22 protein-coding genes and 2 pseudogenes are annotated in these 24,232 nt (G+C 36.2%); 6 read left to right on the top strand and 18 right to left on the bottom strand.

Annotated features, from left to right (window positions below; all coding sequences use genetic code 11):
* Positions 1 to 3 precede the first annotated feature (3 nt).
* The 5 genes from ABNX05_RS12805 to ABNX05_RS12785 all read right to left on the bottom strand — a co-directional run bounded on the left by ABNX05_RS12805 (position 4) and on the right by ABNX05_RS12785 (position 3,711).
* Complete coding sequence (locus ABNX05_RS12805; protein WP_349660103.1) at positions 4 to 1,443, bottom strand: S-layer homology domain-containing protein; 1,440 nt, start codon at positions 1,441 to 1,443, stop codon at positions 4 to 6.
* Between the two features lie 199 nt (positions 1,444 to 1,642).
* On the bottom strand, positions 1,643 to 2,167 hold the full coding sequence (locus ABNX05_RS12800) for a hypothetical protein (protein WP_349660102.1): 525 nt from the start codon (positions 2,165 to 2,167) through the stop codon (positions 1,643 to 1,645).
* Positions 2,168 to 2,315: 148 nt separating this feature from the next.
* On the bottom strand, positions 2,316 to 2,909 hold the full coding sequence (locus ABNX05_RS12795; protein ID WP_349660101.1) for a hypothetical protein: 594 nt from the start codon (positions 2,907 to 2,909) through the stop codon (positions 2,316 to 2,318).
* A 179-nt stretch (positions 2,910 to 3,088) separates the two neighbouring features.
* Positions 3,089 to 3,391 carry an HNH endonuclease gene (locus ABNX05_RS12790; RefSeq protein WP_349660100.1) on the bottom strand — a complete coding sequence of 101 codons (303 nt, stop codon included), beginning with the start codon at positions 3,389 to 3,391 and terminating at the stop codon, positions 3,089 to 3,091.
* 5 nt (positions 3,392 to 3,396) lie between these two features.
* The gene (locus tag ABNX05_RS12785) at positions 3,397 to 3,711 is read right to left on the bottom strand and encodes a hypothetical protein (protein WP_349660099.1); all 315 of its coding nucleotides are present in this window, start codon (positions 3,709 to 3,711) and stop codon (positions 3,397 to 3,399) included.
* A gap of 34 nt (positions 3,712 to 3,745) precedes the next feature.
* Here ABNX05_RS12785 and ABNX05_RS12780 point away from each other — a divergent pair, with 34 nt between their 5' ends.
* Entirely contained in the window at positions 3,746 to 4,381 is a 636-nt protein-coding gene (locus ABNX05_RS12780) for a DUF4145 domain-containing protein (protein WP_349660098.1), read from the top strand.
* A 368-nt stretch (positions 4,382 to 4,749) separates the two neighbouring features.
* Here ABNX05_RS12780 and ABNX05_RS12775 read toward each other — a convergent pair whose 3' ends face one another.
* From ABNX05_RS12775 to ABNX05_RS12765, 3 genes are all read right to left on the bottom strand, one after another.
* On the bottom strand, positions 4,750 to 5,190 hold the full coding sequence (locus ABNX05_RS12775) for a hypothetical protein (RefSeq protein WP_349660097.1): 441 nt from the start codon (positions 5,188 to 5,190) through the stop codon (positions 4,750 to 4,752).
* 51 nt (positions 5,191 to 5,241) lie between these two features.
* Positions 5,242 to 5,586, bottom strand: a complete 345-nt coding sequence (locus ABNX05_RS12770) for a topoisomerase DNA-binding C4 zinc finger domain-containing protein (protein WP_349660096.1) — start codon at positions 5,584 to 5,586, stop codon at positions 5,242 to 5,244.
* A 260-nt stretch (positions 5,587 to 5,846) separates the two neighbouring features.
* Entirely contained in the window at positions 5,847 to 6,293 is a 447-nt protein-coding gene (locus tag ABNX05_RS12765) for a hypothetical protein (RefSeq protein ID WP_349660095.1), read from the bottom strand.
* A 362-nt stretch (positions 6,294 to 6,655) separates the two neighbouring features.
* Here ABNX05_RS12765 and ABNX05_RS26390 point away from each other — a divergent pair.
* Together ABNX05_RS26390 and ABNX05_RS12760 are read left to right on the top strand one after the other, a co-directional pair.
* Positions 6,656 to 6,742 (top strand): annotated as a pseudogene (locus ABNX05_RS26390) (tyrosine-type recombinase/integrase); the annotation flags it as partial.
* Between the two features lie 12 nt (positions 6,743 to 6,754).
* Complete coding sequence (locus tag ABNX05_RS12760) at positions 6,755 to 7,561, top strand: tyrosine-type recombinase/integrase (RefSeq protein ID WP_349660094.1); 807 nt, start codon at positions 6,755 to 6,757, stop codon at positions 7,559 to 7,561.
* 105 nt (positions 7,562 to 7,666) lie between these two features.
* Here ABNX05_RS12760 and lepA read toward each other — a convergent pair whose 3' ends face one another.
* The 6 genes from lepA to gpr all read right to left on the bottom strand — a co-directional run bounded on the left by lepA (position 7,667) and on the right by gpr (position 17,034).
* On the bottom strand, positions 7,667 to 9,493 hold the full coding sequence (gene lepA / locus ABNX05_RS12755) for a translation elongation factor 4 (protein WP_349660093.1): 1,827 nt from the start codon (positions 9,491 to 9,493) through the stop codon (positions 7,667 to 7,669).
* Between the two features lie 1,027 nt (positions 9,494 to 10,520).
* Positions 10,521 to 10,790 carry an FmdB family zinc ribbon protein gene (locus ABNX05_RS12750; RefSeq protein WP_349660092.1) on the bottom strand — a complete coding sequence of 90 codons (270 nt, stop codon included), beginning with the start codon at positions 10,788 to 10,790 and terminating at the stop codon, positions 10,521 to 10,523.
* A 20-nt stretch (positions 10,791 to 10,810) separates the two neighbouring features.
* Entirely contained in the window at positions 10,811 to 11,989 is a 1,179-nt protein-coding gene (gene fmdA / locus ABNX05_RS12745) for a formamidase (RefSeq protein ID WP_349660091.1), read from the bottom strand.
* Between the two features lie 737 nt (positions 11,990 to 12,726).
* Positions 12,727 to 14,622 carry an acyltransferase family protein gene (locus tag ABNX05_RS12740; protein WP_349660090.1) on the bottom strand — a complete coding sequence of 632 codons (1,896 nt, stop codon included), beginning with the start codon at positions 14,620 to 14,622 and terminating at the stop codon, positions 12,727 to 12,729.
* 497 nt (positions 14,623 to 15,119) lie between these two features.
* Positions 15,120 to 15,965, bottom strand: coding sequence for a stage II sporulation protein P (gene spoIIP, locus ABNX05_RS12735; protein ID WP_349660089.1), 846 nt, complete (start codon positions 15,963 to 15,965; stop codon positions 15,120 to 15,122).
* Positions 15,966 to 16,017: 52 nt separating this feature from the next.
* The gene (gene gpr, locus ABNX05_RS12730) at positions 16,018 to 17,034 is read right to left on the bottom strand and encodes a GPR endopeptidase (RefSeq protein ID WP_349660088.1); all 1,017 of its coding nucleotides are present in this window, start codon (positions 17,032 to 17,034) and stop codon (positions 16,018 to 16,020) included.
* Positions 17,035 to 17,196: 162 nt separating this feature from the next.
* Between gpr and rpsT the strand changes: the two genes are divergently transcribed.
* Positions 17,197 to 17,445: a 30S ribosomal protein S20 gene (gene rpsT, locus ABNX05_RS12725; protein WP_079562884.1), complete on the top strand. Its 249-nt coding sequence runs from the start codon at positions 17,197 to 17,199 to the stop codon at positions 17,443 to 17,445.
* A gap of 145 nt (positions 17,446 to 17,590) precedes the next feature.
* On the opposite strand, the gene holA is transcribed toward rpsT, so the two are convergent.
* On the bottom strand, positions 17,591 to 18,601 hold the full coding sequence (gene holA, locus ABNX05_RS12720) for a DNA polymerase III subunit delta (protein WP_349660087.1): 1,011 nt from the start codon (positions 18,599 to 18,601) through the stop codon (positions 17,591 to 17,593).
* Positions 18,602 to 18,765: 164 nt separating this feature from the next.
* Between holA and ABNX05_RS12715 the strand changes: the two genes are divergently transcribed.
* Positions 18,766 to 18,903, top strand: a complete 138-nt coding sequence (locus tag ABNX05_RS12715) for a YqzM family protein (protein ID WP_349660086.1) — start codon at positions 18,766 to 18,768, stop codon at positions 18,901 to 18,903.
* Between the two features lie 51 nt (positions 18,904 to 18,954).
* On the opposite strand, the gene ABNX05_RS12710 is transcribed toward ABNX05_RS12715, so the two are convergent.
* The 3 genes from ABNX05_RS12710 to ABNX05_RS12700 form a co-directional block, all read right to left on the bottom strand.
* Positions 18,955 to 21,084, bottom strand: a complete 2,130-nt coding sequence (locus ABNX05_RS12710; RefSeq protein WP_349660085.1) for a DNA internalization-related competence protein ComEC/Rec2 — start codon at positions 21,082 to 21,084, stop codon at positions 18,955 to 18,957.
* A 140-nt stretch (positions 21,085 to 21,224) separates the two neighbouring features.
* The gene (locus ABNX05_RS12705; RefSeq protein ID WP_349660084.1) at positions 21,225 to 21,794 is read right to left on the bottom strand and encodes a ComE operon protein 2; all 570 of its coding nucleotides are present in this window, start codon (positions 21,792 to 21,794) and stop codon (positions 21,225 to 21,227) included.
* Between the two features lie 334 nt (positions 21,795 to 22,128).
* Positions 22,129 to 22,776 (bottom strand): helix-hairpin-helix domain-containing protein, encoded by a 648-nt coding sequence (locus tag ABNX05_RS12700; protein ID WP_349660083.1) that lies wholly within the window; start codon positions 22,774 to 22,776, stop codon positions 22,129 to 22,131.
* Positions 22,777 to 23,083: 307 nt separating this feature from the next.
* On the opposite strand from ABNX05_RS12700, the pseudogene ABNX05_RS26385 reads away from it, so the two are divergent.
* Positions 23,084 to 24,205: pseudogene (locus ABNX05_RS26385) on the top strand (3' terminal RNA ribose 2'-O-methyltransferase Hen1).
* Positions 24,206 to 24,232 lie beyond the last annotated feature (27 nt).

Raw genomic sequence — 24,232 nt, 5'->3', positions numbered from 1 at the left:
TTTTTATTCTATAATTTCATAATGGTACCGACTGCCATCATCTGTCATTCCTCTTATTGATCCTTCAAATACTTTACCCACAGTTTGTACAGCCCAATAGCGGACAGTTTTATCTTTTGTGAAGAAATCGTTTGTTATTTTTTTGAATACGCCCTTTTCCACTTCCCTGTAGTACGATTCATATTTCGTTAGAGGTGTCGTGATACCAAATTGTTCCGCCTTCACTAAATTAACTGTTCGATCACCTATTTGCCCCAGTACAGAACCATTATACATACTAGCTAAAGTGGTATTTTGACTTGGTGTTGTTGTGTATTCATAATATACCGAATAATAATTTTCATTTAATCTTTCACCAGGCATGTTCGGATTTGTAACATCCATAAAAAACATATCTTTGTAGATACCTTTTGCTTGTGAGCCTCTTGTGTCCACGAATATGGCACGTTCTATCATGTTAACAGCACGTTTGTTATTCAACGTGTACGGTTTCCCTAGCACATCCTCGAAACCACCTACCTCTTCTCCCGTAACAGGTAGCTTATATGCCTCTCCCCAGAGCATTTTAACATATTCTTCTACACTCATATTTTTCTCTTTTGCAGATTTTTCTGTAGTTTTGTACCAAAAACTAGTATCATTAAACCGCGATTTTTCATAATTTGTGAGTGTTAAAATATTAGTCCCAGTATTAGCAACCTCACGAAGTTCCTGCAGCCCTACGAAATCAGATGGCACTTTCTTCAATGTATCCATGAAACGAATAAGGATTGTTGCCGCCTCGGCACGTGTTGTATTCCCATTTGGCTTAAAAGTGAAGTCCTCATAACCTGAAAGCAATCCAGTACCTAGTGCTACCCCAATATAAGGTAAGTCTTTTTTGTTTACTCCACCCTTATAAAATTCGGGAATCGGTATTAAAGTAAGGTTTGAATTCGCCATTTCCTCAATCGCTTTGCCATAATCAGCATTTGCATGGGCTAACCCATTTGCAAGCCATCTAGACATTTCGCCACGAGTCATTGCTTTGTTTGGTTCAAATTTATTTTTAGAGAAATCCCCTAATTTAATAAATCCTAAAGCTAATCCCTCTTGGATTGCTTCATTAGCCCAATGTGTATCTGAAATATCATAAAAACTTACAGTAGCTCGCTCATTACTTTCAAATACTCTGGCTAAAAACGTTGCAAATTCAGCACGTGTAACTTGAGCAGATGGTTTATATGTACCATCTTCATAACCTGTTACTAACCCTTTTTCAGCTACCTGTTTAATGGACTCATATGCCCAATGTGATTTAGTTACATCTTTAAATGTAGTTTTTGTTACTGGTGCTGCTTCCACATTTTCAGTAGCAACTGGAATAACGACAGCAGCTGTCATAACACTCGCAGCTAGTGCTTTAATCATTAAATTTTTGTTAGATGATTTCTTATGTAACATTTCATGCTCTCCTTTTATAAAAACTATATGTACAAAACAAAGTTACCATATATGTCCTAAATAAGAAATATGGTCTAAGTAAAAATACCTTCTTCCATACACTTCTTTCTGCTTATATTTTGAACGCATCAATTGCTTTGTCTTCCACAACTATATGAACACATAATAAAAAACCACTAATCACGAAATGGTCAACATACTAAGCATATATTCCCCATTCAAACAAAAAGTAATGACTATCAGACTGTCCAAATATGTAATCATATGTATATCCCTTTTTTATTTGAATAATTTCAATGTGATTCAATCTAGTTAAAAGTTCTTTAACAATTGATTCTGTTACATTAAGATATGCTAATTCATTTTTAAATCTACATATAAACTCATCTTTGTTCACTAACTCAATACAAACATATTTTTTGGGGTAATAATCATTAATCCAGCCATCTTCTAACGCTGTTAGCCATTGTTCATCAGCAGGATTTGGTTCATCATTGATATCCCATTCCTCTCCATCGAACAATTCTTTTTTAAATATTGCAGAAAATGCATCTTGAATATTATCAAATTGACTTTTTTCTGCAAATATTAAATCTACTTGCATTACATATTCATCTCTAAACTCATATACATCAAATGATAAATTTGATAATCTAACATTTGCTATCTGTTTGGCAAATGAATTAAGATCATTAAGCAACTCTTGAATTTCCTTATGAATCATATAATATCTACTCCTTTCTTCCTACTTTTGTCCAGCGTCTGCACCAATTTGTTGTAACGAGCTTAGTTCACTTGCTGTAGTGCTTGTGAGCTCTTTGATTTTCAAACTCCATTCAGTTTTTAACTTATCAAGTTGTTTTGACGCAACTTCACGTAAAGCGAGAATTTGCTTGTCGGTATCTTCTCTCATACCTGTAAGTTCTTTTTCTGCTTGTTGACGAGCTAGCTAGCGCAGATTTTTCTTGATACAACGCACTGTATTGAGTTAATTGTTCGTCCGTTAATTGATTCAGTGCCATTAATTGTGGAAGTGTTTTAACACCTAAATCCGATAATTCACTTAACAGATCAGCATCGATATTACGCGCAGATAATTTAGCAAATTCATCTTGCCATTGCTTAAATCCATCCACTTGTGATTGTAAATTGCTGAGTAATTCATAACCTGTTTTATTAATCTCAACTTTAAATTCATCAAACAATCCAGCGAAAGACATTAATGATGATAGACGTTTAGAGAATGCATCGTCATATGCTTTATTTAAATCGTTTTCTTGTTTGATTAAGTCATCATTAATTTTTTGCATTTGAGATTGGTAGTCTTTATTAATAGCTAGGATTTCTTTGTTTACAGCCTCTACAGCCTTTTGATATTCCTTTTGTGCTAAGATACGTTCTTTTGAGCCTTCCACAAACATTTCAATGGATTGTTCCCAAACGGCTGCCTCGTCTAATAAAGACAATTCATCTAATGACTTAGTAGCTGCTCTTTTAAATCATCAAGATTCACTTTTTTCATCTAACCCCTCCCCCCTACCTCCCTAATGTGAAGGTTATTTTCAGAGAGTTGACCCCACGCCGGTCCCAGGGGTTTTTTGAATCGCAAAACCTTTTGACCCGGGGGTACTATACTTTTATCTCTTTACCACTTCTCGTCATCAATCCATTTATTCTCTTTACCATCAAAACGATTATGTCTTTTGTTGTGACACTTCTTACATAATGTTCGTAGGTTGTCTAACTCTAATGCTAGTTCTGGATAGTCTTCAATCTCTTTAATGTGGTCGACTTCTAAAACTGCATCATGTTTTGTTGTGACCTTTCCTTCTTTTGCACACCATACACATTCGTGATTGTCTCGTTCGAGTGCTTCGAGTCGTAGCTTCAGCCACCTGGAAGATTTATAGAATGCAGTTTGCTCTTGTTTTGTTTTGTACTGCTGCATGGTTGTTAGTCGCTGCCTTCTAATCGTGTTGGTAGTTCTTCGTTCGGAATGATGTACGATTCTTTGCACATATCACAAACCCTTGTAACTAACGAACCGCTAGGATAAGTGTGGTCTGAATAATCGAGCGAACCACAATCACATGACCAAGTATTATCAATAGCATCCAACTCATCAGCCAATGCTTCAGTATGCTTTGCGTTTGCTCGTAACTTTAATTGCACTTTGTCTGTGTCCATATCAACTGATAATGAAATTCCTTTTGTTTTATTCATTTCATCCCTCTTTCTAATTGTTTTTGGTTTGACCAAATTAAACATCGATTGTATATTAATTGGAAAAGGAGTTGGAAATATGCATAAATTTTATCCGCCTATATTTAATGAAAAGAGTTTTCATTGCCCACTTTGTAATGTGTATGCAAAGCAAGATTGGCATATTTTATACTACCATCCTAATTGGAATGCCAGCTTACATGGCTTTAATACCTATAGGTGCTCTTATTGTAATGGTTATTCAGTTTGGAAGGATGGGAAATTGTTATATCCAGAAAGTACAATTGCACCTAACCCTCATGAAGATTTACCTCAAGAATTATTAGAAGATTACATAGAAGCTTCAAATATTGTAAATAAATCACCAAGAGGTGCTGCTGCATTATTAAGATTAGTGTTACAAAAACTTATGGTTTATTTAGGTGAACAAGGAAAAGATATAAACAAAGATATAGGTTCTTTAGTTCAAAAAGGTCTGCATCCTCAAGTGCAACAAGCGTTAGATATTGTTAGAGTTATTGGTAATGAGTCTGTACATCCTGGACAATTGGATTTAAAAGACGATACTGCAACAACCCAAAAACTATTCGAATTTATTAACTTTATAGTTGAAGATAGAATAACTCGTCTTAATACTATTCAATCTCTTTTCGATAAGTTACCAGAAGGGAAAAGAAAAGGTATTGAAAATCGAGATAAAACTACGACTCCATAAATAGGAGTCTTTTCATTTCCTCTTCACCTTCCCATCTTGAAATCGAATGAACTCGCTCGGACTCTAACCGCAATACTCTTTACATTTGTATTTAATGCAAGTGTTAGCCCACCTAATGAGAGTCCAGCTAAACTAAATAACTAATGTAGCCATTTCATGTTTGCCCTCCACAATTAATAATGGTTTGCTCATTAGCTTTTATAGTCTGTTTAGCTTTCGACTTTATATCTTCAAGACTGCTCACCCTATTCATAACCCCACGATTAACTCCTACGATTATTGGATGGTCGATAGGATATACAGTCTTCAAGGCATAATAAAAAGCCTACACTCAAATGAATGTAGACCGATTCATGATTTAACGAGAGTTAAATTTTACTCTTTCTTAATCTAATAGTAATATCCAATAAATTTTCTGTTCTAATAATTTTAGTAGATTCTTTTAATAAATAAAAGGCAAAACCCGTGGTCAATAATACATAAATAAATAAGATAATAATTAAACATACTTCTTTTAAACCTTGTAATCTTTTATCAACTGAAATAATAGCTACGAGAATCGCTAATAGAGTAAAAATAGCTGATAAAGCTGAAAATGCAACAGTACCCTCGAAGGATTTACGTTCTTTATGTTTTAATGTAGTTTCTTTCATAATTTCCAATTCATTATAAAAATATTTGTTCATATTATCTTTAATATACTTGTTTACATCTGAATCTTCATAGTCTTTTTTTGTTAAATGAGATTCAAATTCTGAGTAAATTTCTTTAAAGTTATAAATTTTATAATACTTTTTATTTTGAGACATTTTCTCACTCCGATTAAAAAGCCACACCTTGTTAGATGTGACTCACTTTACTTAATAAAACTCTTCATCTTCAACTTCATTAACATTAACCGTCTTAGTACATCCATTTGGATAATTAGCACATCCAAAGAACTCGCCATAACCACCTTTACGCTTAACCATTGTATTTCCGCAGTAACATTTAGGATAATTAGTTGCTTCCCATTCTTGGCGTTTCAGTTGTTTTCTTTTTTCTTCTGCTTCAACTAACATATAGTCATATGTACCTTTATTCCATGAATGAAGTTTAGTTCCGCAATTTGTACAACTTAATGAACCACCAGAATCAGTAAACGGAAACCTCATTTCATGAATCCAATATTCTTTGCCACAATTCGGACAATTTTTCCATCCCATCTCGTTCACCTCCCATCATCTACAATTGTAAATGAAACGGAAGTAAGAGTATGTAATACAATTTTGATATAAAAAGAGACTACCAATTTAGTAGCCTCCAGTGCTTGTTTGCGAAACACACGTACAAGCGAACGTGCTATATTTGTAAAGCAATTTTGTTAACGCATTTCCGTGCGCTTTTAAAAATTATCACAATATCAATTTAACATGGTTTTGAGCGTAATTCGCTATATGGCACAATTTCAATGTATATATTTGACCTATGCAACTTTTGTTACTACCAATGCAGCATTATCATAAGTAATGACTCCAGTTGAACTTACTATGGCAACTCGTATAACATCACCTTGGTTTAACGCAATTTGGTCTGTTCTTGATACTACATCTACTTCATTCATAGCACCAGCTACAAAGGTTTGGTATTCAATCTGTTTTGTTGCAAGAGGAGTCCCATTTATAGAGAGACGAAAAATAATATTACTAGATGTTCCTGCTAAACTTGCTCTTAGTTCAATTGTAAACGTAACAGTATATACCCCTTGGCTATTAACAGTAATAGAATCATCAACGGTATTTGGTGTTGTTCCACTGAAAGGTCCGACTGTGTCGAAATTAACATTTGGATCAGTTGTAGGATCTCCTCCAGCTACATTATATATTGAACCATAAGCTGGGGTGAATTGTACTGGTTCTTCTTTAGTTGGCACATTGGGACAACTAGAAACCCTAACCTTGGAGAAACTTTTACAGTCTTCACAACCCTCGCAAACCTTTTTGAATTCACGATTATTAGACAAATGTATCCTCCCCGCTATTATTTCAATTAGATTATATTATGTTTGCAAAAATTTATTTATTTGCACTAAAAAGGACTTCTTTCTTTCAGTGAATACTAAACCCACCCCAAGGAGCCCATACAAAAGCAGAAGCAGAAGCAATATTACGGAGAAAGATATTAGAGTACGAAAATGCTGGAACCGTATTTAAACCTCAAGAAATCACATTGCAGGATTTTTTAAGTTTTTGGATGGAGGAATATGTGGACCTCAAATTATAACCAAATACGTATTATAATTATGAGTCAACTATAAAAAATCATATCTTACCGCATTTAGGTAAATATAAAGTAAAATCTTTAACCCCACATGTATTACAGCAATTCATTAATTTGAAAACACGTGAGGGCTATGCTCGCCAAACATTAAGCATAATAATAGGTATCTTAAGCAAAGCATTAAATCATGCTGTATATCCGTACAAATATATCAAAGAAAACCCTATGCATTATGTAGAGCTTTTGAAAGATAAAAGCAGAAAACCTACTCGTGAAGATTTAAAAATTCAATCAAAAGAAAACTTAAGACGTATTAATAGTGTTTTATATGAGGACCACCCTTTTTATTTACCATTTCACATTGGATTACATTGTGGGATACGTGTAGGAGAAGTTTGTGGGCTTGAATGGAAACATATAAATTTCGAGGAAATGACTTTAGAAATTGAACAACAATTAGTCGATATTAAAGATGCAAACGGAAAAATGCAGTGGCAACCTAGACCTCCAAAATCAAAAGCTGGTTATCGAACTATTCCATTCGGTAATGCTCTTGCCGAAATCTTAAGACGCGCTAAAAAAAGTCAACTGGAAAATCGTTTGAAGTACGGCGAATTTTATAAACAGGATCCAGAACATGATTATGTATGTAAAAAAGAAAATGGCGAACATTGTACGCCAAGTGTCATCAAATATAATACTAGAAAAATTAGTGAAAAATTAAACATTACCTTTAACTATCATTCATTACGACACACACATGCAACAACATTAATAGAGAATGGCTCACCCGTTAAAACTGTACAAAAAAGATTGGGACATAGCAGAGCTGCCGTCACAGAAGATCGCTATGTCCACCTCACTGAGAAAATGGCCAGAGATGCTGCAAACATCTTTGATTCATTCGCTCAAGATATATAAAAATTGCTAACGTATTTTTTTATAGAGGGGAATTGGTGGGGTACCCCACCATTTAGCCCTTACTTTAATTAACTAAATACGTTACAAACCCTTATCATTACTAAATTACTTCGAATCATCCATCTTCAGAACAGCCATGAATGCTTCTTGTGGTACTTCGACTGAACCTACTTGTTTCATACGTTTTTTACCTTCTTTTTGTTTATCAAGAAGTTTACGTTTACGAGAAATATCCCCACCATAACATTTTGCTAAAACGTTTTTACGCATAGCTTTAATTGTTGAACGAGCAACAATTTTTTGTCCAACAGCTGCTTGAATTGGTACTTCAAATTGTTGGCGTGGGATTAATTCTTTTAATTTTTCAACGATGACTTTACCTCGCTCGTACGCAAAGTCACGGTGCACGATAAAGCTTAGTGCATCGACTTGCTCACCATTTAATAAGATATCCATCTTCACTAGTTTTGAAGTCTGATAACCAATGAGTTCATAGTCAAATGACGCATAGCCCTTCGTATTTGATTTTAAATAATCAAAGAAATCATAAACGATTTCTGATAACGGCATTTCATAAATAATGCTGACACGTGTAGTATCGATATAATCCATTGTCATGAAGTTACCGCGTTTTAATTGACAAAGCTCCATAACAGCTCCTACATAATCGTTCGGTACCATAATTGTCGCTTTTACATATGGTTCTTCCACATGATCAATTTTTTGAGGATCCGGCATAAATGACGGGTTGTCAACCTTAACTGAAGATCCATCTGTCATGTGAACATTATAAATTACAGAAGGCGCTGTTGTGATTAGATCAATATTAAACTCACGCTCAATACGCTCTTGAATGATTTCCATGTGTAAAAGCCCTAAGAAGCCACAGCGGAAACCAAATCCTAGTGCTTGTGATGTCTCTGGCTCATATTGAAGTGCAGAGTCATTAAGCTCTAACTTTTCTAACGCTTCACGTAAGTCATTATATCTCGCTGTATCGATTGGATATAATCCGCAGTATACCATTGGATTTAAACGACGATAACCTGCTAATGGCTCAGCTGCTGGGCGATTAGCAAATGTAACTGTATCACCGACACGAGTATCACCTACATTTTTAATGGAGGCTGTTAAATAGCCTACGTCACCAACAGTTAATTCAGACTGTGGTACAACTTTCGGTGTGTGTACACCAACTTCGATAACTTCAAATTCTGCTCCAGTTGCCATCATTTTAATTTTATCGCCAGGTTTTACTGTACCGTTCATGATTCGAATGGAAATAATAACACCTTTATAAGCATCATAAACAGAGTCAAAAATAAGGGCTTGTAAAGGTGCTTCTGGATCACCAGTTGGTGCAGGCACTTTCTCTACAATTTGTTCTAAAATATCTTCAATTCCGATACCAGCTTTAGCAGAAGCTAAAACCGCTTCTGAAGCATCTAACCCGATTACGTCCTCAACTTCTTGACGAACGCGTTCTGGGTCTGCAGCTGGTAAATCGATTTTATTGATAACTGGTAAAATTTCTAGGTCATTATCAAGAGCTAAATAAACATTTGCAAGTGTTTGTGCTTCAATACCTTGTGCTGCGTCTACAACTAAAATAGCACCTTCACAAGCAGCTAGACTACGTGATACTTCATATGTGAAATCGACGTGCCCTGGTGTGTCGATTAAATGGAATGTATACACTTCGCCATCTTTTGCTTCGTACTTTAATTGTACCGCATTTAATTTAATCGTAATGCCTCGCTCACGTTCTAAATCCATTGAGTCAAGGAGCTGTGCCTTCATTTCACGAGATGTTAATGATTTCGTTTGCTCTAAAATACGGTCAGCAAGCGTTGATTTCCCGTGGTCAATATGTGCAATAATAGAGAAATTTCGAATATTCTCTTGTCTTTTTAAACGTGCTTCTCGGTTCATCTTTTCCACTCCTAATTAAACTATAATGAATTATACTATGAAAGATATGCAAAGTACAACAACAACTAGACTAGAAAGCCTGTTACATCAATACTTGTAAGTGTTTTATGCATTTTTTAGATTTTGCAGGTTAATGTATATTACAGCATGATTTCGGGGCTATTTGGGGCTAGATTGGGACTAATAAAATACGGCAAGCGTGTGTACAGGAATGCGTGAATAAGAAAGATTGAGGCTAATTGCTTCGATCTTTTTTGTTGGTAAATTATAAGAATATCTCACTTACATAAAAATAGCACTATACATATTTGTCCAAGGAATATGTTCAGAACATCTTTCGCATTTATCTACATATTTATCACGTAAAATACCATCGCTAAAAAGACATGCCATTGTTTATCCGATTAATAATAAACTTTACGAGTATAATTCAAACATTTCCCGAAGATTTACGAGGCAGATATCAAGAAATCGACCGCTTCCTCACAGATGAAAATGATCAAATCCACTGCGGCATATTAGGAGAAATTTATTGGAATTGATTAGAGATCCATACACTGATGATTGATGAAGATATTCGCGGATTAAGTTACGGTTCTAGCTTATTTATTAGAAATCGATTACTTTAAATAACAAATGTTATGCCTCTCCGTTTGTCAGAATTGTGTCTAAGTTATGTCCAGGCCAGCTGTTAAACCGCTTGGCGCTTTAATAACGCACTTCAAGACCCCACAAAAAGCTGATTGTCCATTTTACAACGGGCAATCAGCTTTTTTGTCGTTTAGAGATGATTAATATACGTTGAATTGAAAACTACTCGCCACTTAGCTAACGCTTAAAGCGGGAGCCTTCTGTCAGGATCTAATAAAAAATCCTACCGACAACGCTCGGCGCTTGGGATATCACCCGCAATAAAATAAACAGAAAACTACTGTCAGTCCTATTATTTTCGCCTATCACAGTAGGCGCCTTCGCCGAATGATAGATTAGCATCTTTATCCTATATATCGAGTAAAGCAATAGGTGCTTACCCGAATTGCCACGGACGATTTGCGCCCGCCTTTTTCCTTGGTATATTGCTCCCTAATTCTTCTCGACTCATAATTTGCGGTTCCATTCCCTTTTCGATTTGAGAACTAAGCGCTCTCGAAAGTGTATACACATTCGGTGCAAAATAGACCCGATTTGACTCTAATTGGCAAATAGGACAAGTTGATTTGTCTTTATTCCCTGCCATTGATTTAAAAAATAACGTAAAATCTCCACAATTATTGCAACGAAATGTGTAACTAGGCAAGAATAAACCTCCTTATCCTATTATTTTGGCATAATATTTTTATCGAATATTTTTGTAGGGATTGCAATGGTACAACAAGCATTTGGAACATCGACTATGCCATTGATTCGACTTTCAACTGGTGCTGTACTAAGCAACATATAGGCTTGTTCACCTGTATAACCCAGCGTTTTTAAATACTCAATTGCATTCAAGCATGCGCGACGAAACGCAAGATTAGCATCTAAATAGTGTTGTTTCCCATCCTTATTATCTACTGAAATCCCTTGGAAAACGAGGAAATCATTATAGTTTGGATCTACTGGGCCCGGTTGGAATACAGGATTCTCGTAAATTTTATAGGTTTCCATACCACCTTTAATGACATCCACCTTTAGATCAATCCATCCTGCCATCTCGATACCACCACAAAATGTGATTTCTCCATCCCCTTGTGAAAAATGAAGATCTCCTACCGATAACTTCGCCCCCTCCACAAATACTGGGAAGAAGATTTTCGACCCTTTAGATAGATTTTTAATATCACAGTTCCCGCCATTTTCCCTTGGTGGTACTGTTCGAGCTCCTTCCTTAGCTACTCGATCAAACTCAGCCCCTTTTAATGTGCCGAGCACTGCCCTCTCTGGAGTCGGTGCATTGGCCAACGTTGGAACCCGGGCCGGGTCGGTCAAGATGAGTTCTTTTTCTCGTTCATTCCATTTTTGCAAAAGTTCCATAGAGGGAGCAACGCCTATTAAGCCAGGATGGATAATCCCAGCAAACTTCACACCAGGTACATGTCTCGAAGTCGTATAAATGCCTTCAAAATCCCAGATTGATTTAGCTGCTTCTGGAAATTCGTCAACTAAGAAACTTCCCCCATTCTCTCTTGCGAAAATGCCGTTAAACCCCCACGCCGAATCTTGGAAAGTACCAATATCTAAAATATCTACGACAAGTAAATCTCCAGGTTCAACGCCGTTCACATAGACCGGTCCACTCAACACATGAACACGTGCAAGATTCACATCCCGAATATCATTTGGACTATCATCATTTTTAATTTGTCCATCTGTCCAGTCTTTACATTCCATTCTAAAAGAAGTGCCTGGATCTACTGAAAATGCTGCTGGTATGTCTGGGTGCCATCGATTGTGACCAGGATGCGCCTGTTCTTCCATTGATTTGCTTAAATCTAGTTTGTACAGAGTTTTCACCATTTGATTTACTCCCCCCCAGTTTCTATGTAAGTAATGTATGCGATTTCATATTATCAAAGATCAATAGAGGTGTCAAATTATTGCGAATATTCTTTCTTTTAACAAGAAACAAATTAGAATGAATTGAGGGCAGTCAAACGTACTATCTATTATTTAAAAACCTCACACATTTAATATCTCCTTCAACTCACTAAAGTTATTAGAACATTCTGATTATTAGTTAGAAAAATGGATACAAACAACTATTTATATAAAGTTCGATTATTTAATTTCTTTGTCATTTATTATGCATCTAAAAATAGTTTGTAACTAGGCTCAATAATCTTTTTTATGCAAATATGTATCGACAATAAAGTACAGTATATTGGAACGCAATGTAGAATGAAAATCTCGTATCTGGACTGTAGGCTGTATCTATAAGATTTACGGCCATGTATTGAAGGAATTAGAGGAGCAGTCCGTAACACTGTTTAGTAAAAGTTTATTGGCAAGCGTGGCAAATTCCGGGGCTAAAATACTAGTCCTACACGCTCTGAACCATTGATATAAAGGGGATTCTTGAAACTTCAAACTAGTATGAATTATACTATGAACCTTATACAAACCCAATAGAACGGCATAATTGCTGTTAAGTCAATCGTTATTCTGAATAATGTGTATTTTCCTATACTCTTAACAAAAAAATAGCCAGCTACACTTATAACATGGTACCTGCTGGCTATTTTAATATTGAACAATTATATATTGACTGATTGTTGAATTAGGCTCGTTAACGTATTAATACCTTTTTGTTCTAAATGTACGCCATCTGGAGCAAAAAATTCCGGATGATTGATAGCAGTCGAATGCCAATCAATCAATGTAATATTATCGTGCTCTTGAGCTTTTTGTTGTAATGAATAATTCACTTTACCTTCCCAAGCACGAGGTACCCGTGTATTCACTAAATAAATATCGGCATTGGCGAAAGCTTCAAGTAGTGCATCAATCTGATCATTCGTAAAGAAACCATTTGTGCCAAGTTGAATAATAACAGCTTTATTTGGCTGATTAAAACTAGCATAATTAGGTGCCAATTGGATTGCTTGTGAAACTTGGCGGCCAATTTTTGCATCAATTGTAATGTTTGGATAGATATTATGTAAACTTGAAGCGATATCTATCATTAAAGAATCTCCAATAGCTAATATTCCATTATAAGATTCACTTTCAGGGTTAGCAGTTGTATCATTTTCGCCTTGCTTAGGTTCTTCTTTGTCAGGAGGGCTAGCTTCAGCTTTTTCATTCTCAACATTCCCTGAGTCGCTTTCTGGTGCTTCTTTTTCCGCTACTGCATCATTCTGCTTAGACGGTTGTTCTCCGCCATCTATTTTAATTTCTGTTGGTTGAGACTCTTTTGACTCCGTTTTTTCTTCACCTACTACACCTGTCATCCCAGTAAAAAATACTAACAAGAATAGTGGAACGAGCACCGTTGAAATTTTTCTAGCAATCGTTAGGCTACTCCACTTATTTTTATTAATGACAAGGTGTTGTCGATAGTATGCACGGAATCCTTCCTTCCGTATTGGCATTTCGATAAATCGATACGATAATTCAGCAATCATTAAAATAAGAACTAATTGTAATGCAACTCGCCAGTACGCAGGATTACCTATTTCATGGACTGGCGTACCCAATACCATAATCGGATAATGCCATAGATAAATTCCATACGATCTTGAACCTATCCAACGCAGAGGCTTCAACGAAAGTATTTTTCCTAAAATGCTAATTGGATGACAAACACATGCTATTAATATAGCTGCATTCAAACAGAAAAGGAACATACCTCCTCTATATAAGTAAGTTTGATATTCATCTACAAAAATAATACTTAAAATAAAAATACTAAAAGCAACCAAACTTATTGCATTTAGTTTATTGACATGGTCAGTAGATAATTTTTGAGAAGATAGTCTTTTCATCGGCCAAACGAGCGCTAGCCAGCAGCCTATAAGTAATTCAAAAGATCGCGTATCTGTCCCGTAATATACTCGACTTGGATCCGCTCCTGGTTCATACATTACGCCCATTAAAATAGCTGAGCATATTGCAGCGATAAAGATATAAATGGCTAATTTAGCCTGCTTTTTAACAAGAAAAAGTCCTAGCATTAACACAATTGGCCAAATCAAATAAAATTGTTCCTCAATGGCTAAAGACCATAAATTTTTTATAGGTGAAGGGGATCCAAAACTATCAAAATAAGAGAGTTTATGAAAAATGAACCACCAATTACTTGAATAAAAAATAGAGGATATTGCATCTCCACGCAATGTATCTAGAAGTTCCTTATGAAATAAGGTAGCCCACGCGAATGAAGTAATAATCATTACGTATGCAGCAGGTAGTAGGCGTCGAAATCGCCCAATCCAAAATGCCCCCAATCCTACCGTTAACTGATTGCCTTTTAAGGGTAAAACAGTAGAAGTAATTAAGTAACCCGATAAAACAAAAAAGATATCCACTCCTAGGAACCCACCACTGGCCCATCTGAAGTTAAAATGATAAGCTATCACAGCTAGTACTGCTAAAGCTCGAATCCCGTCTAACCCAGGGATATAACGATGATTGACTGCCTTGCCTGACATAATATTCCGTCCTCTTCTTCCGATAATCCATAAACCTTTGCGACATTTTTATAGTGTAAACGTTAGTTTTAAGTTACATCGTCCCCTTTTAACGATTGAATCAGTGCATTCACTTATATAATTGACGAATGAGTATTTATAAAAGTTTACATTTTATCACATAAACAACACGAAATTCTTCTCATATGTATAGTTACCCTTTATCCTTTTTGGAATAAAGGTTCATTTTACCCATCAAAAAAGCATCTCCAAAAATGGTAGATGCTTCAAAAGCGTATTTCGCCTATTGCATATGCCTCAAAACTTTTACAATTCAAAGTCAAATCTTTATGTGCTGACTCGAAAATTATAAGGCAAGAAACGAATAATTAAAAGGCTTAACTACAATTTTTTCTAAAAAAATTTCTAGCATTTTTGCAATCATTTATTCTTTTAAAAAAATATTAAATGCAACGCCTAATTGGCAAAAAGAGAGACTATTATGATAATTTCTAATACTATTGTTTTTCTGTAACGAAAGATTTTGCTATTGCTTTTCCTATTACAGCAATTGTACGATTTAATTCCTCTTCTGTATTGTCAATTCCACCTATTTCAATTAAGACCATTTCTTTTGTTAAATCTTGATTATAACGTCCATCCACTGTGTCACCACTTTTTGATATAACACCTCTAGAAATTTTCGGCACAATTTCATTCATTGTAGCTGATAAACTTTCTGCATACGCAGTATTCCATCTATAATTTTTATGCTCAGCACCAATGACAATTGCAATCCGTGCATATGATTCATTATTATGAGTTATCGTTGTCGCATTTTTCCTAGCAGAATCTCGATGTAAATCAATCACTAAATCGTAGGATTGCTCTTGTAAACGTTTTGCTAAATAAGGACGTACGACGTTGTAAGCTGCCGGAAAAAGTTTTTTCTGACGTTTTAATTCCTTCATCACATCAACATCTAAAACGTCCGTTTGTATACCGTTCATACTAAAATGCTTAGAAATAGTATCTTTTAAACTAAAAATATTTGTTTTGTCATCATAAACTGCCGCTTTTCCGCTAACAGCTTGCACCATTGGTTGATATGCTTCCTCTGAATGCGTAAATACTAACAATACTTTAAATGGATCTTTTATTTCCTCTTTTATTTCCTCTTTTGTCTCCTCAAGGAAACTTTGTTCAGGTAAATTAGTAGCGGCAAACACGACTGGTTTATCCTCTGGCTCTTTAATCGGAGTCGATGCTTGCTTGTTGAACGGAAGTTGCCCAGCAATGACAGGTAATACGAAGAAGAACAATAATAAACCAAATGACCACTGTAGTTTTTTTAGCAAAGTCACACCCTCCTCCCCTTATCGTATGGAGAGGATGTGCCTTTTAGAACGGAAAAAATTATAGATTATTTGCCCAATTCATAAGCATAGATGATACGAGTTTTGCATAATTATCTATCCAATAATCAGCTTCTTTTGGAGTAACCATCAGCTGGTTATGAGAGCCGGCGAAAGTCTCTGCAAACAATTGTTGACGCTCTTCTTTAGACCATGTTGCCCATTCACCAAAAATCGGCTGTACTAAAGACATGTCTAGTTCTTTATTTATATCTGGTTGCCAAGAAGACAATGATAATTTTGATGAAGGTTTACTCCGCTCTGACACTCGTGCAGCTATAGAACGTAGCATTACCTCTACAGCATCGGCAATTAGTACAGGTGCATCAACTACTGTTGGGATACCAATTGCAGTAACAGGAATGCCAAGCATCTCATATGAGATTTCCTTACGCTTATTTCCTACGCCAGAACCAGGATGTATCCCTGTATTCGTTAATTGAATTGTTTTACATAAGCGGTCACTAGCTCTTGTTGCAAGTGCGTCCACAACAATAATTAATTTTGGCTTTAATCGTTCAGCTATCGCCGCTACAAATTCACCCGTTTCATATCCTGTTTGCCCCGTTACACCAGGCGCATACATGACGAATTTTTCATCAATTACATCTAAACTATGCAAATGATCAATAAGATATGGTCCTATAGCATCAGGTGTAATTGTACGATTACCTAGACCAATAATTAATATTTTGTCATCTTCTTTCCATGACATGGATTCATGCATTTTTTTAAAATTCACAAGCAATTCTTTCTCAAGCTGCTCAAATCCATCTCGATCTTCCAACGTCAAAGTAGGCACAGAGAGGGTAATATACTGCCCCTTCTTTTTCCCAATTTGTTGTTCGCCTTCTGCATTCACAACTACATCAGTGATTTTTACCCTACCAGCATTCCGATCTTCAATTTGAATACCACTCGACTCTTCAAGCGTTTCTTTTTGTTCTTTCGTTTGATGTAATACAACCTCTTCAGATTCATCGATTAAATCTGTACGTTGCCAATTAAAATTTTGCATACAGTTCACCTCAACAGTAGTTTGTTCAAACTGTCAAGTAAATATTCTTTGCATTTATCTATTGCAATTTGGCCAAGCGTTTGTTAAAATGATTTTTGTTGTATTGACACAAGAAATTAATGAGAAGATATCATCTCGTACCTATTTTAGGAGGTGAAACATATGCCAAACATTAAATCTGCGATTAAACGCGTAAAAGTTAACGAAAAAGCTAACGCTGCTAACACAAAAGCTAAATCTGCAATGCGTACTACAGTGAAAAAAGCTGAAAACGCTGTTGCTGCTAAAGCTGAAAACACACAAGAACTTTTACAAGCAGCTTACAAATCTTTAGATAAAGCAGCTTCAAAAGGACTTATCCACAAAAACGCGGCGGCTCGTAAAAAGTCTCGCCTTGCTAAAAAAGCGTAATTGTTGTAAAAGATCAGTATACTCTACTAAGAGTTGCTGATCTTTTTAATTTATAAGAAAAATTAATTACGCCTAAAAGAGCTGCCCATATTGCTTCGGACAGCTCATCAATAGTTGTTTTCATTTCTACACAACCGTTATGCCCTTAAAGTCGGCGCAGTAAGAAGAGTTCTAAATAACGCTCACGATTGCCTCCTGTTGATTTCAATTGTAAATCGACCTCTGCTAACTGATATAAAGCCTTCAATAAGCTTTCCTCTGACGGACGATTACGCTGCTCAACCATTAACTTGACACGATAAGGATGTATTTTTAAATTTTTTGCGATTTGCTGTTGATGATAACCCTTTTTTAATAAATAAAAGACATTGGACATCGTACGCACATTTGATGCAAGCAATCCAACAAGCATGATAGGCTCTTGCTTTTGACGCAGTAAATCGTGATAAATAGACAATGCTCCAACAGAATCGTTTGCAAAGTAAGCATTTAACATTTTAAAGGCATCCTGTTCTAATGTTTTTGCTACTAAATCCTCGACTAGTGTGGCAGTTATTTCACCACCCTCGCCTACATAAATAGTTAACTTCTCAATTTCCATTTGCAACTGTAGCATATTCGGTCCAACCATTGCGACAAGCTGCTCAATTGCATGTTGATTTATGCTGTTGCCTTCTGCTTTCACTATACTTTGTATCCACACAGCTAAGTCCTGCTCCTTTGGTGTTTCAGCTTGGACTAATAACGCATGCTCCTTCATCATCTTTGTCACTTTTTTACGTTCATCCAATTTCTCATATGGCGCGATAAATACTGTTACTGAAAAATCAGAAGGGTTAGCGAGCCATGATTCTAAACGTTTTATATCATGGTCAATTTTTTCTTTTCCCTTTTCTGTTGCCTTTAAAAAAGATGCATTTTTAGCAATAATAAGTTTTCGCTCAGAGAAAAAAGGAATTGTATCTGCTTCATCTATAACGACATCCACTGGCATTTCTTCCAAATCAAATGTTGACATTTCTATCTCTTCTTTGGGTCCTATCGCTTCTTTTAGCCGTTTAACTGTTTCGTCTATAAAATAGCTTTCTTCACCAACTAGTAAATAAACTGGTGAGAGCTGTCCTTTTTTAATATTATTCCAAACCGTTGAAATCATAATTTTCCCTCCATGTAGCAATACTACTAGTATACATGATTTATATTCCTTTGTGACTTTGACTGAATTGTGTCGATTCCTTGCCATATGGCAAATTCTCCGTTTCTTTATAGCTTTTATGAAATTGATGTCTTATAATAAATAACAGAATTGGAGGGATAACAATGAATCCATTTGAAGGAAAAAACATACAATGTCGCCGCAACGATGCAATCGATTCTGGAGTTGGCTTCGGTGTATCATTTGGGATGTTTACGCTTATGTTTCTTATCGCAATTATAGTAGAAGTAGCATCTAGATAATTATTTTTATGTCTAGGAAAAAGACCTTGCTCATTGGACAAGGTCTTTTTCCTATTGCACAGACCAACTATTTTTACGAATTCTTACTTCAATCGTCCCATCTATTCCAGTTGTTAATGTAGATAAATGTCGGCTTGTAAAACGCTCCACAATCTCTTTATGTGGATGACGGTAGCGATTATTGAGCCCAGCGCTGAAAATGGTTAGTTCAGGCCGTAACAGCTCTACAAACGGCTCAATACTTGATGTTTTACTACCATGATGCCCGGCCTTCAACAATGTCATATTCGCTAACTTCTTGTTGTAAAGATGAAGAAGCTCTTGTTCGCCATGCTCCTCTAAGTCACCTGTTAACAATGCTCGAAATAAGCCCAGTTGCATATATAAAACGATTGAATCGTCATTGCCCTCATAAAGAGTGTCACGGGGCCATAAATAATGAAAACTAGTGTTTCCTATGCGCCACGCTGTTCCCTTCATTTTTTCTTTCACAGGAACTTTTTTCTTTTTGGCTTCCATCAGTAAATCCCGCATTACTGGCTTGTCCATTGAACCTGGAGTGAGGTGAATTTCATGCATGTTAATCTCTTGCAAAATCTCTTCAGCGCCCTCTACGTGATCGGCATCCGCATGAGTGACGATAAAAATATCAATGTTTCGTATCCCTTTTCCTTTCAAAAACGGTACAACAACTTGTCTCCCGACCTCATATGGACTTTCTGACGTCTTCCATATATCCTGCTGCTCAAAGCGTAGTAAGCCTCCTGAATCAATGACATACACAGCCCTTCTAAACGGTAATTCAATAACTGTACAATCACCTTGACCAACATTTAAAAATGTCAGTTTAGTTTCGCTAAACAGCATCGGTAAAAAGTGAATACATAATGCAGGAATAAAGATCACAACTGCAAATTTACCATACTGTTTTATCTCGATAAAATAGAGGCCAGCTAATACACTTATTAACGCCACGCAAATAAGCCATATCACAGGCTTCCCTGGCGACCACAGCTGAAACGGCAAATCCTGAAGATATAAAATAAACTTCGCAAGCCAAATACGGAGCGGCTCGTACATATCAAATAAAGCTTTTGCTACTGGCTTTGATAGTATGGATATAACAAACAAAGTCATATTAAAAGGCAGAATAACAAAGGAAAACAGTGGTACGAAAATAATATTTGCTAAAAATGAAGAAATAGAAATTTCATAAAAATGATGGAGCAATAATGGATAAACAAGAAGCTGGCACACGAATGTAATGAAAAATGAGCGGATTAACCAGTTCGCAAAACGTCTAAAAATGACAGCTGAATAGACGAGACTTACCGCTGCTAAATATGACAATTGAAAGCCAATCTGATAAATGACACCTGGCTCAAGAAGAACAAAACAAATAAAGCTAATGGCTAGTGCATCATCAATAAATACATGCCACCTAAAGTACCGCATTAACATGATTAATTCTACGACAGATACTGCACGCCATACGGAAGGAGCACCACCAGCTATCACACCATATATAGGTAAGATGATGAGTAACACTAGGGTCGCTATTTCCTTCCTTACGCCTATACGTAGAAGACCTTCAAAAAACAACCATGAGACAAACGCCACATGTAAACCAGAGATAGCAAATATATGTGTGATGCCTAGTTTTTGATAGGCTCTTTGAAGATCATGGTCGACTTGATCCTGCAATCCTATTAGAAGTGCTTGTGCTTCTGCAACTAGCGACTTCGGGAATGTTTTTTCAATATGTTTTTTCATATAGTGTCTCTGTTTAGCAAGAAACGAACGAATGGTTTTTTTCTCTTCTATAAAGGTCCAGGTTGAAACTTCATATATTCCCCTAGCACCTTTACTGATTAAATATTTTTCCATAGAAAACGCATACGCATGTGCGGGTGGAAGGGGTGCTATTAGTTCTCCTTGAACTAAATAGGTCCTACCTGTCAATGACATAGTTTCATAAAAGCTTTTCTCTTCTTCTGACGAAAAAGTATAGACGACATACAGCTTCTCATCTGTTTCAGTTTTTACAAAGCCTCTGAGCTTTTGACCATTTATTTTATATTCACTCGACCAAGTTATTGGGAATGTTGACGGTAGAGGGGAAGAATCCGTCAGTTGAAATGTAACGATGAAGAAATAGGAAAGAAATCCAAAGACAATCACAAGCGCTGAAATTAAACGTATTTCACCTTTCCATTTAAGCCAGAATGTGAAAAGTAGAAGAACGGCAAGTAGCCAAGCTGACTTGTGTGCCGCTATTGAAGCAACAAGTACAGCTAGTGCTACGTAAATCCATTTATGCTTTAAAGCTTTTTGCCAAATAATGAACTCACCTTCTGTTCATATGGAAGCAATTTTTCTGCTGGCATACCACTCTCACGAAGTTCATTTAGCATGTCTATGTACAAGGCTAATTTTTCGTCGCTTAAGAAGTCGATTTTACGTTCATCAAACGGAACGTGTACTACCTCTACACCTGCTTTTTCAAATAACTCTTGTGCATAAGGGTTATTTTTATAATCCGTAGCGTAATACACACGTTCAATACCTGCTTGAATAATAGATTTCGTACATGGTAGACATGGGAAATGTGTAACATATAAGTCTGCACCTTTTGTAGGCGTCCCATATTTAGCACATTGTAGTAGTGCATTCATTTCAGCATGCACTGTGCGCACACAATGGTTATCAACTACATAGCAACCATTTTCTATACAATGTTCATCACCTGTAATTGAACCATTATAGCCACCTGCAATAATTCGCTTATCTCTAACGACAGTTGCTCCTACTGCAAGCCTTGTACATGTACTACGTAATGCGAGTAAATGGCTTTGCGCCATGAAAAATTGATCCCAAGTAATTCGCTCCATATGACTACCTCCGAAAATTTACTTATATTGATTATTTACGCTGTGCTTTTATTGCAACAGTCCTTTTCTACTATAGTGTAGCCCTTTTTGAAAAGAGTCGTCAATATCTCAAAACTTACTGCCATTACAGGTATGTTGATTAACCATTTTTATCCACTCTAATTAATTAGAAGGCACTGATTTCCGCTGCGGGCTACTCGCTTTCCTGCGGGAGTCGAGTAGCCCTACCCTACATTCATTTAAAAATGGGCATATATTAGCAAAATAGCAACAAAAAAATCATTTTATCGCTCAATAATAAACCTGTTTTTCTCAATCAACACGCCTGCTACCATTACTTAACTGTAATAAAATCCTTTAGCTTCTCAAATGTTTTGTCGCCAATACCGCTCACTTTTTTTAAATCTTCAATTGTTTTAAAGCCACCATTTTCCTCACGGTACGAAATAATGCTTTGCGCCTTTGATGGACCAATACCTGATAATGTCGTAAGCATTGCTTCATCTGCTTTATTTAAATTGACCTTTTGATCTTTCATACCGTTGTCGCCTTGTGAAGTTCCGCTAGTAGGCATCTTCAAAATAGAGGAGGTGATTTCGTCTAGCTTTTCACCCTTTTGAGGAATATAAATAACCATCTCATCCTCAACTTTTTGCGCATGATTAATAAGTTGCGTATCAGCGTCCTGGGTATAGCCACCTGCAAGCTGTACGGCGTCTATAATGCGTTTATCAGGCTGTAACTCATAGACACCAGGATACTTAACAGCACCCTTTATATCAACAAATACCTGCTGTATGACCGCTTCATCAACAGATTCTTTTATTACATGTTGTTCAATAGGTTGGATTGTTTCGATGAGCTCTTCTTGGGGAGGTGAAGAGTCAGAACTCGAAAAAAAGAAGTAACTAAGTCCACTAATAACAAGTATGCCGGGGATCAACATACTTTTTTTATACTTTTGCCAAAAAGATTGGATCATCTATAACATCCTTTCCTTTGCAAAAGGTAATCATATGGAGTCTATTTCATCTTACAATATCATTCATGCGTTGAAAAGATAAATTAAATATTAAGAGAAAAGGAAGGCATCCCCGACCTTTGCTTATTATGATACTGACATAACGATGTAAAATTATGTTATGCTTTGAATAATAGTCCATCACCGAAATGTAGCATTGATTTCCGTTCCGACTGAGCACTTCCCTGGTCCAACTATATACATGGCATACATTTTAACAAATGTCACCCACAATTTTTGGTGATGAATATAATAAAGAAGATACATAATGCCTTTGCGTACTGAATGGAGGAAGAATATGCAGCTAACAATACAGGCAAAGGGAGAAAATGTGAAAGCGATCTCCTACTTACTATCAAAAAATCCGAATAATATATATGAACGGCGTGTAAAGGATCATTTTGTTCGCCTTGTCTATCACGAGCTTTCTGAAACAAGCCTTGTTGTGACAATATTTATTACACCAAATGCACTCGCACTTATTCAAAATGACAATGCACTTGATATTACACATTATATTAATGACCGTGAATTCGCCGCTAGTAGTATTTTTTTATCCCTTATCCGTTCTACTTTAGTTACTGCAATCAATTATGCCTCGGCATAATTGTGTCTGGATTCGGCTTTGTGCTTGCACAAAGAACTCCTTTCCGATTCTGTGACATCCGCCGGAGGCTTAACTTATTTCAGCGGATGTTTGAACATCCGCTGAAATAAGTTAAATGGTAGACCAAAAGAACAATATATTGAATGGGTAGCTCAACCATTTTCATTTTCATTTGAATTCGGTCCAATCGCTTCAGCTATGACAAATGAAGAGATAGTTGGATTGTTTCAGCCTCTTGGCTACACTGTAAACATCGAGGCTCTGAATAATCATCATCGTGCGCGTTTTCTCACATTATGTGCGGACATTACGCTACAACGTGCACTACAGCATCTTTTTGTACTAATTCCAGTTTTAGATGATTATAAGCACTACTTTATCGATGAGTTGGAAGTGGATAAGCTTAAACGATACGGAGAAGGCTGGTTAGATACACATCCTATGAAGGAGTATATTTATAAAAAAGCCCTACGCTTCTCTCATTTATATGATGGTAACACATCACTACAAAATGTAACGCGGTCACTCAATACATTACGCTACGAAAAAATTGTTGAAACCATTGAAAATTTACCTCGCAAAGCATCAATCGTGGACTTTGGTTCTGGTGAAGGAAAGCTTTCAAGTTTACTTGCCTATGTTAAAGGAATTGATGAGTTGCTTGCGGTTGAACCAAGTGAAGCTGCAATGAAAAAAGCAATAAGGCGTTTTGAAGGCTTAGAGGATGCATTTGTAACCCCAAACCTACATGGGGCTCGCTATTTTATTACGATGCACGATTAGAACATAAAGACGTCATTGTTTTATGTG

Origin of the sequence: Lysinibacillus zambalensis (assembly GCF_040183165.1) — a bacterium.
Taxonomy (GTDB): Bacteria; Bacillota; Bacilli; order Bacillales_A; family Planococcaceae; genus Lysinibacillus; species Lysinibacillus zambalensis.
The sequence above is the reverse complement of the archived record's forward strand: the minus strand, read 5'-3'. Positions and strand labels throughout refer to the sequence as shown.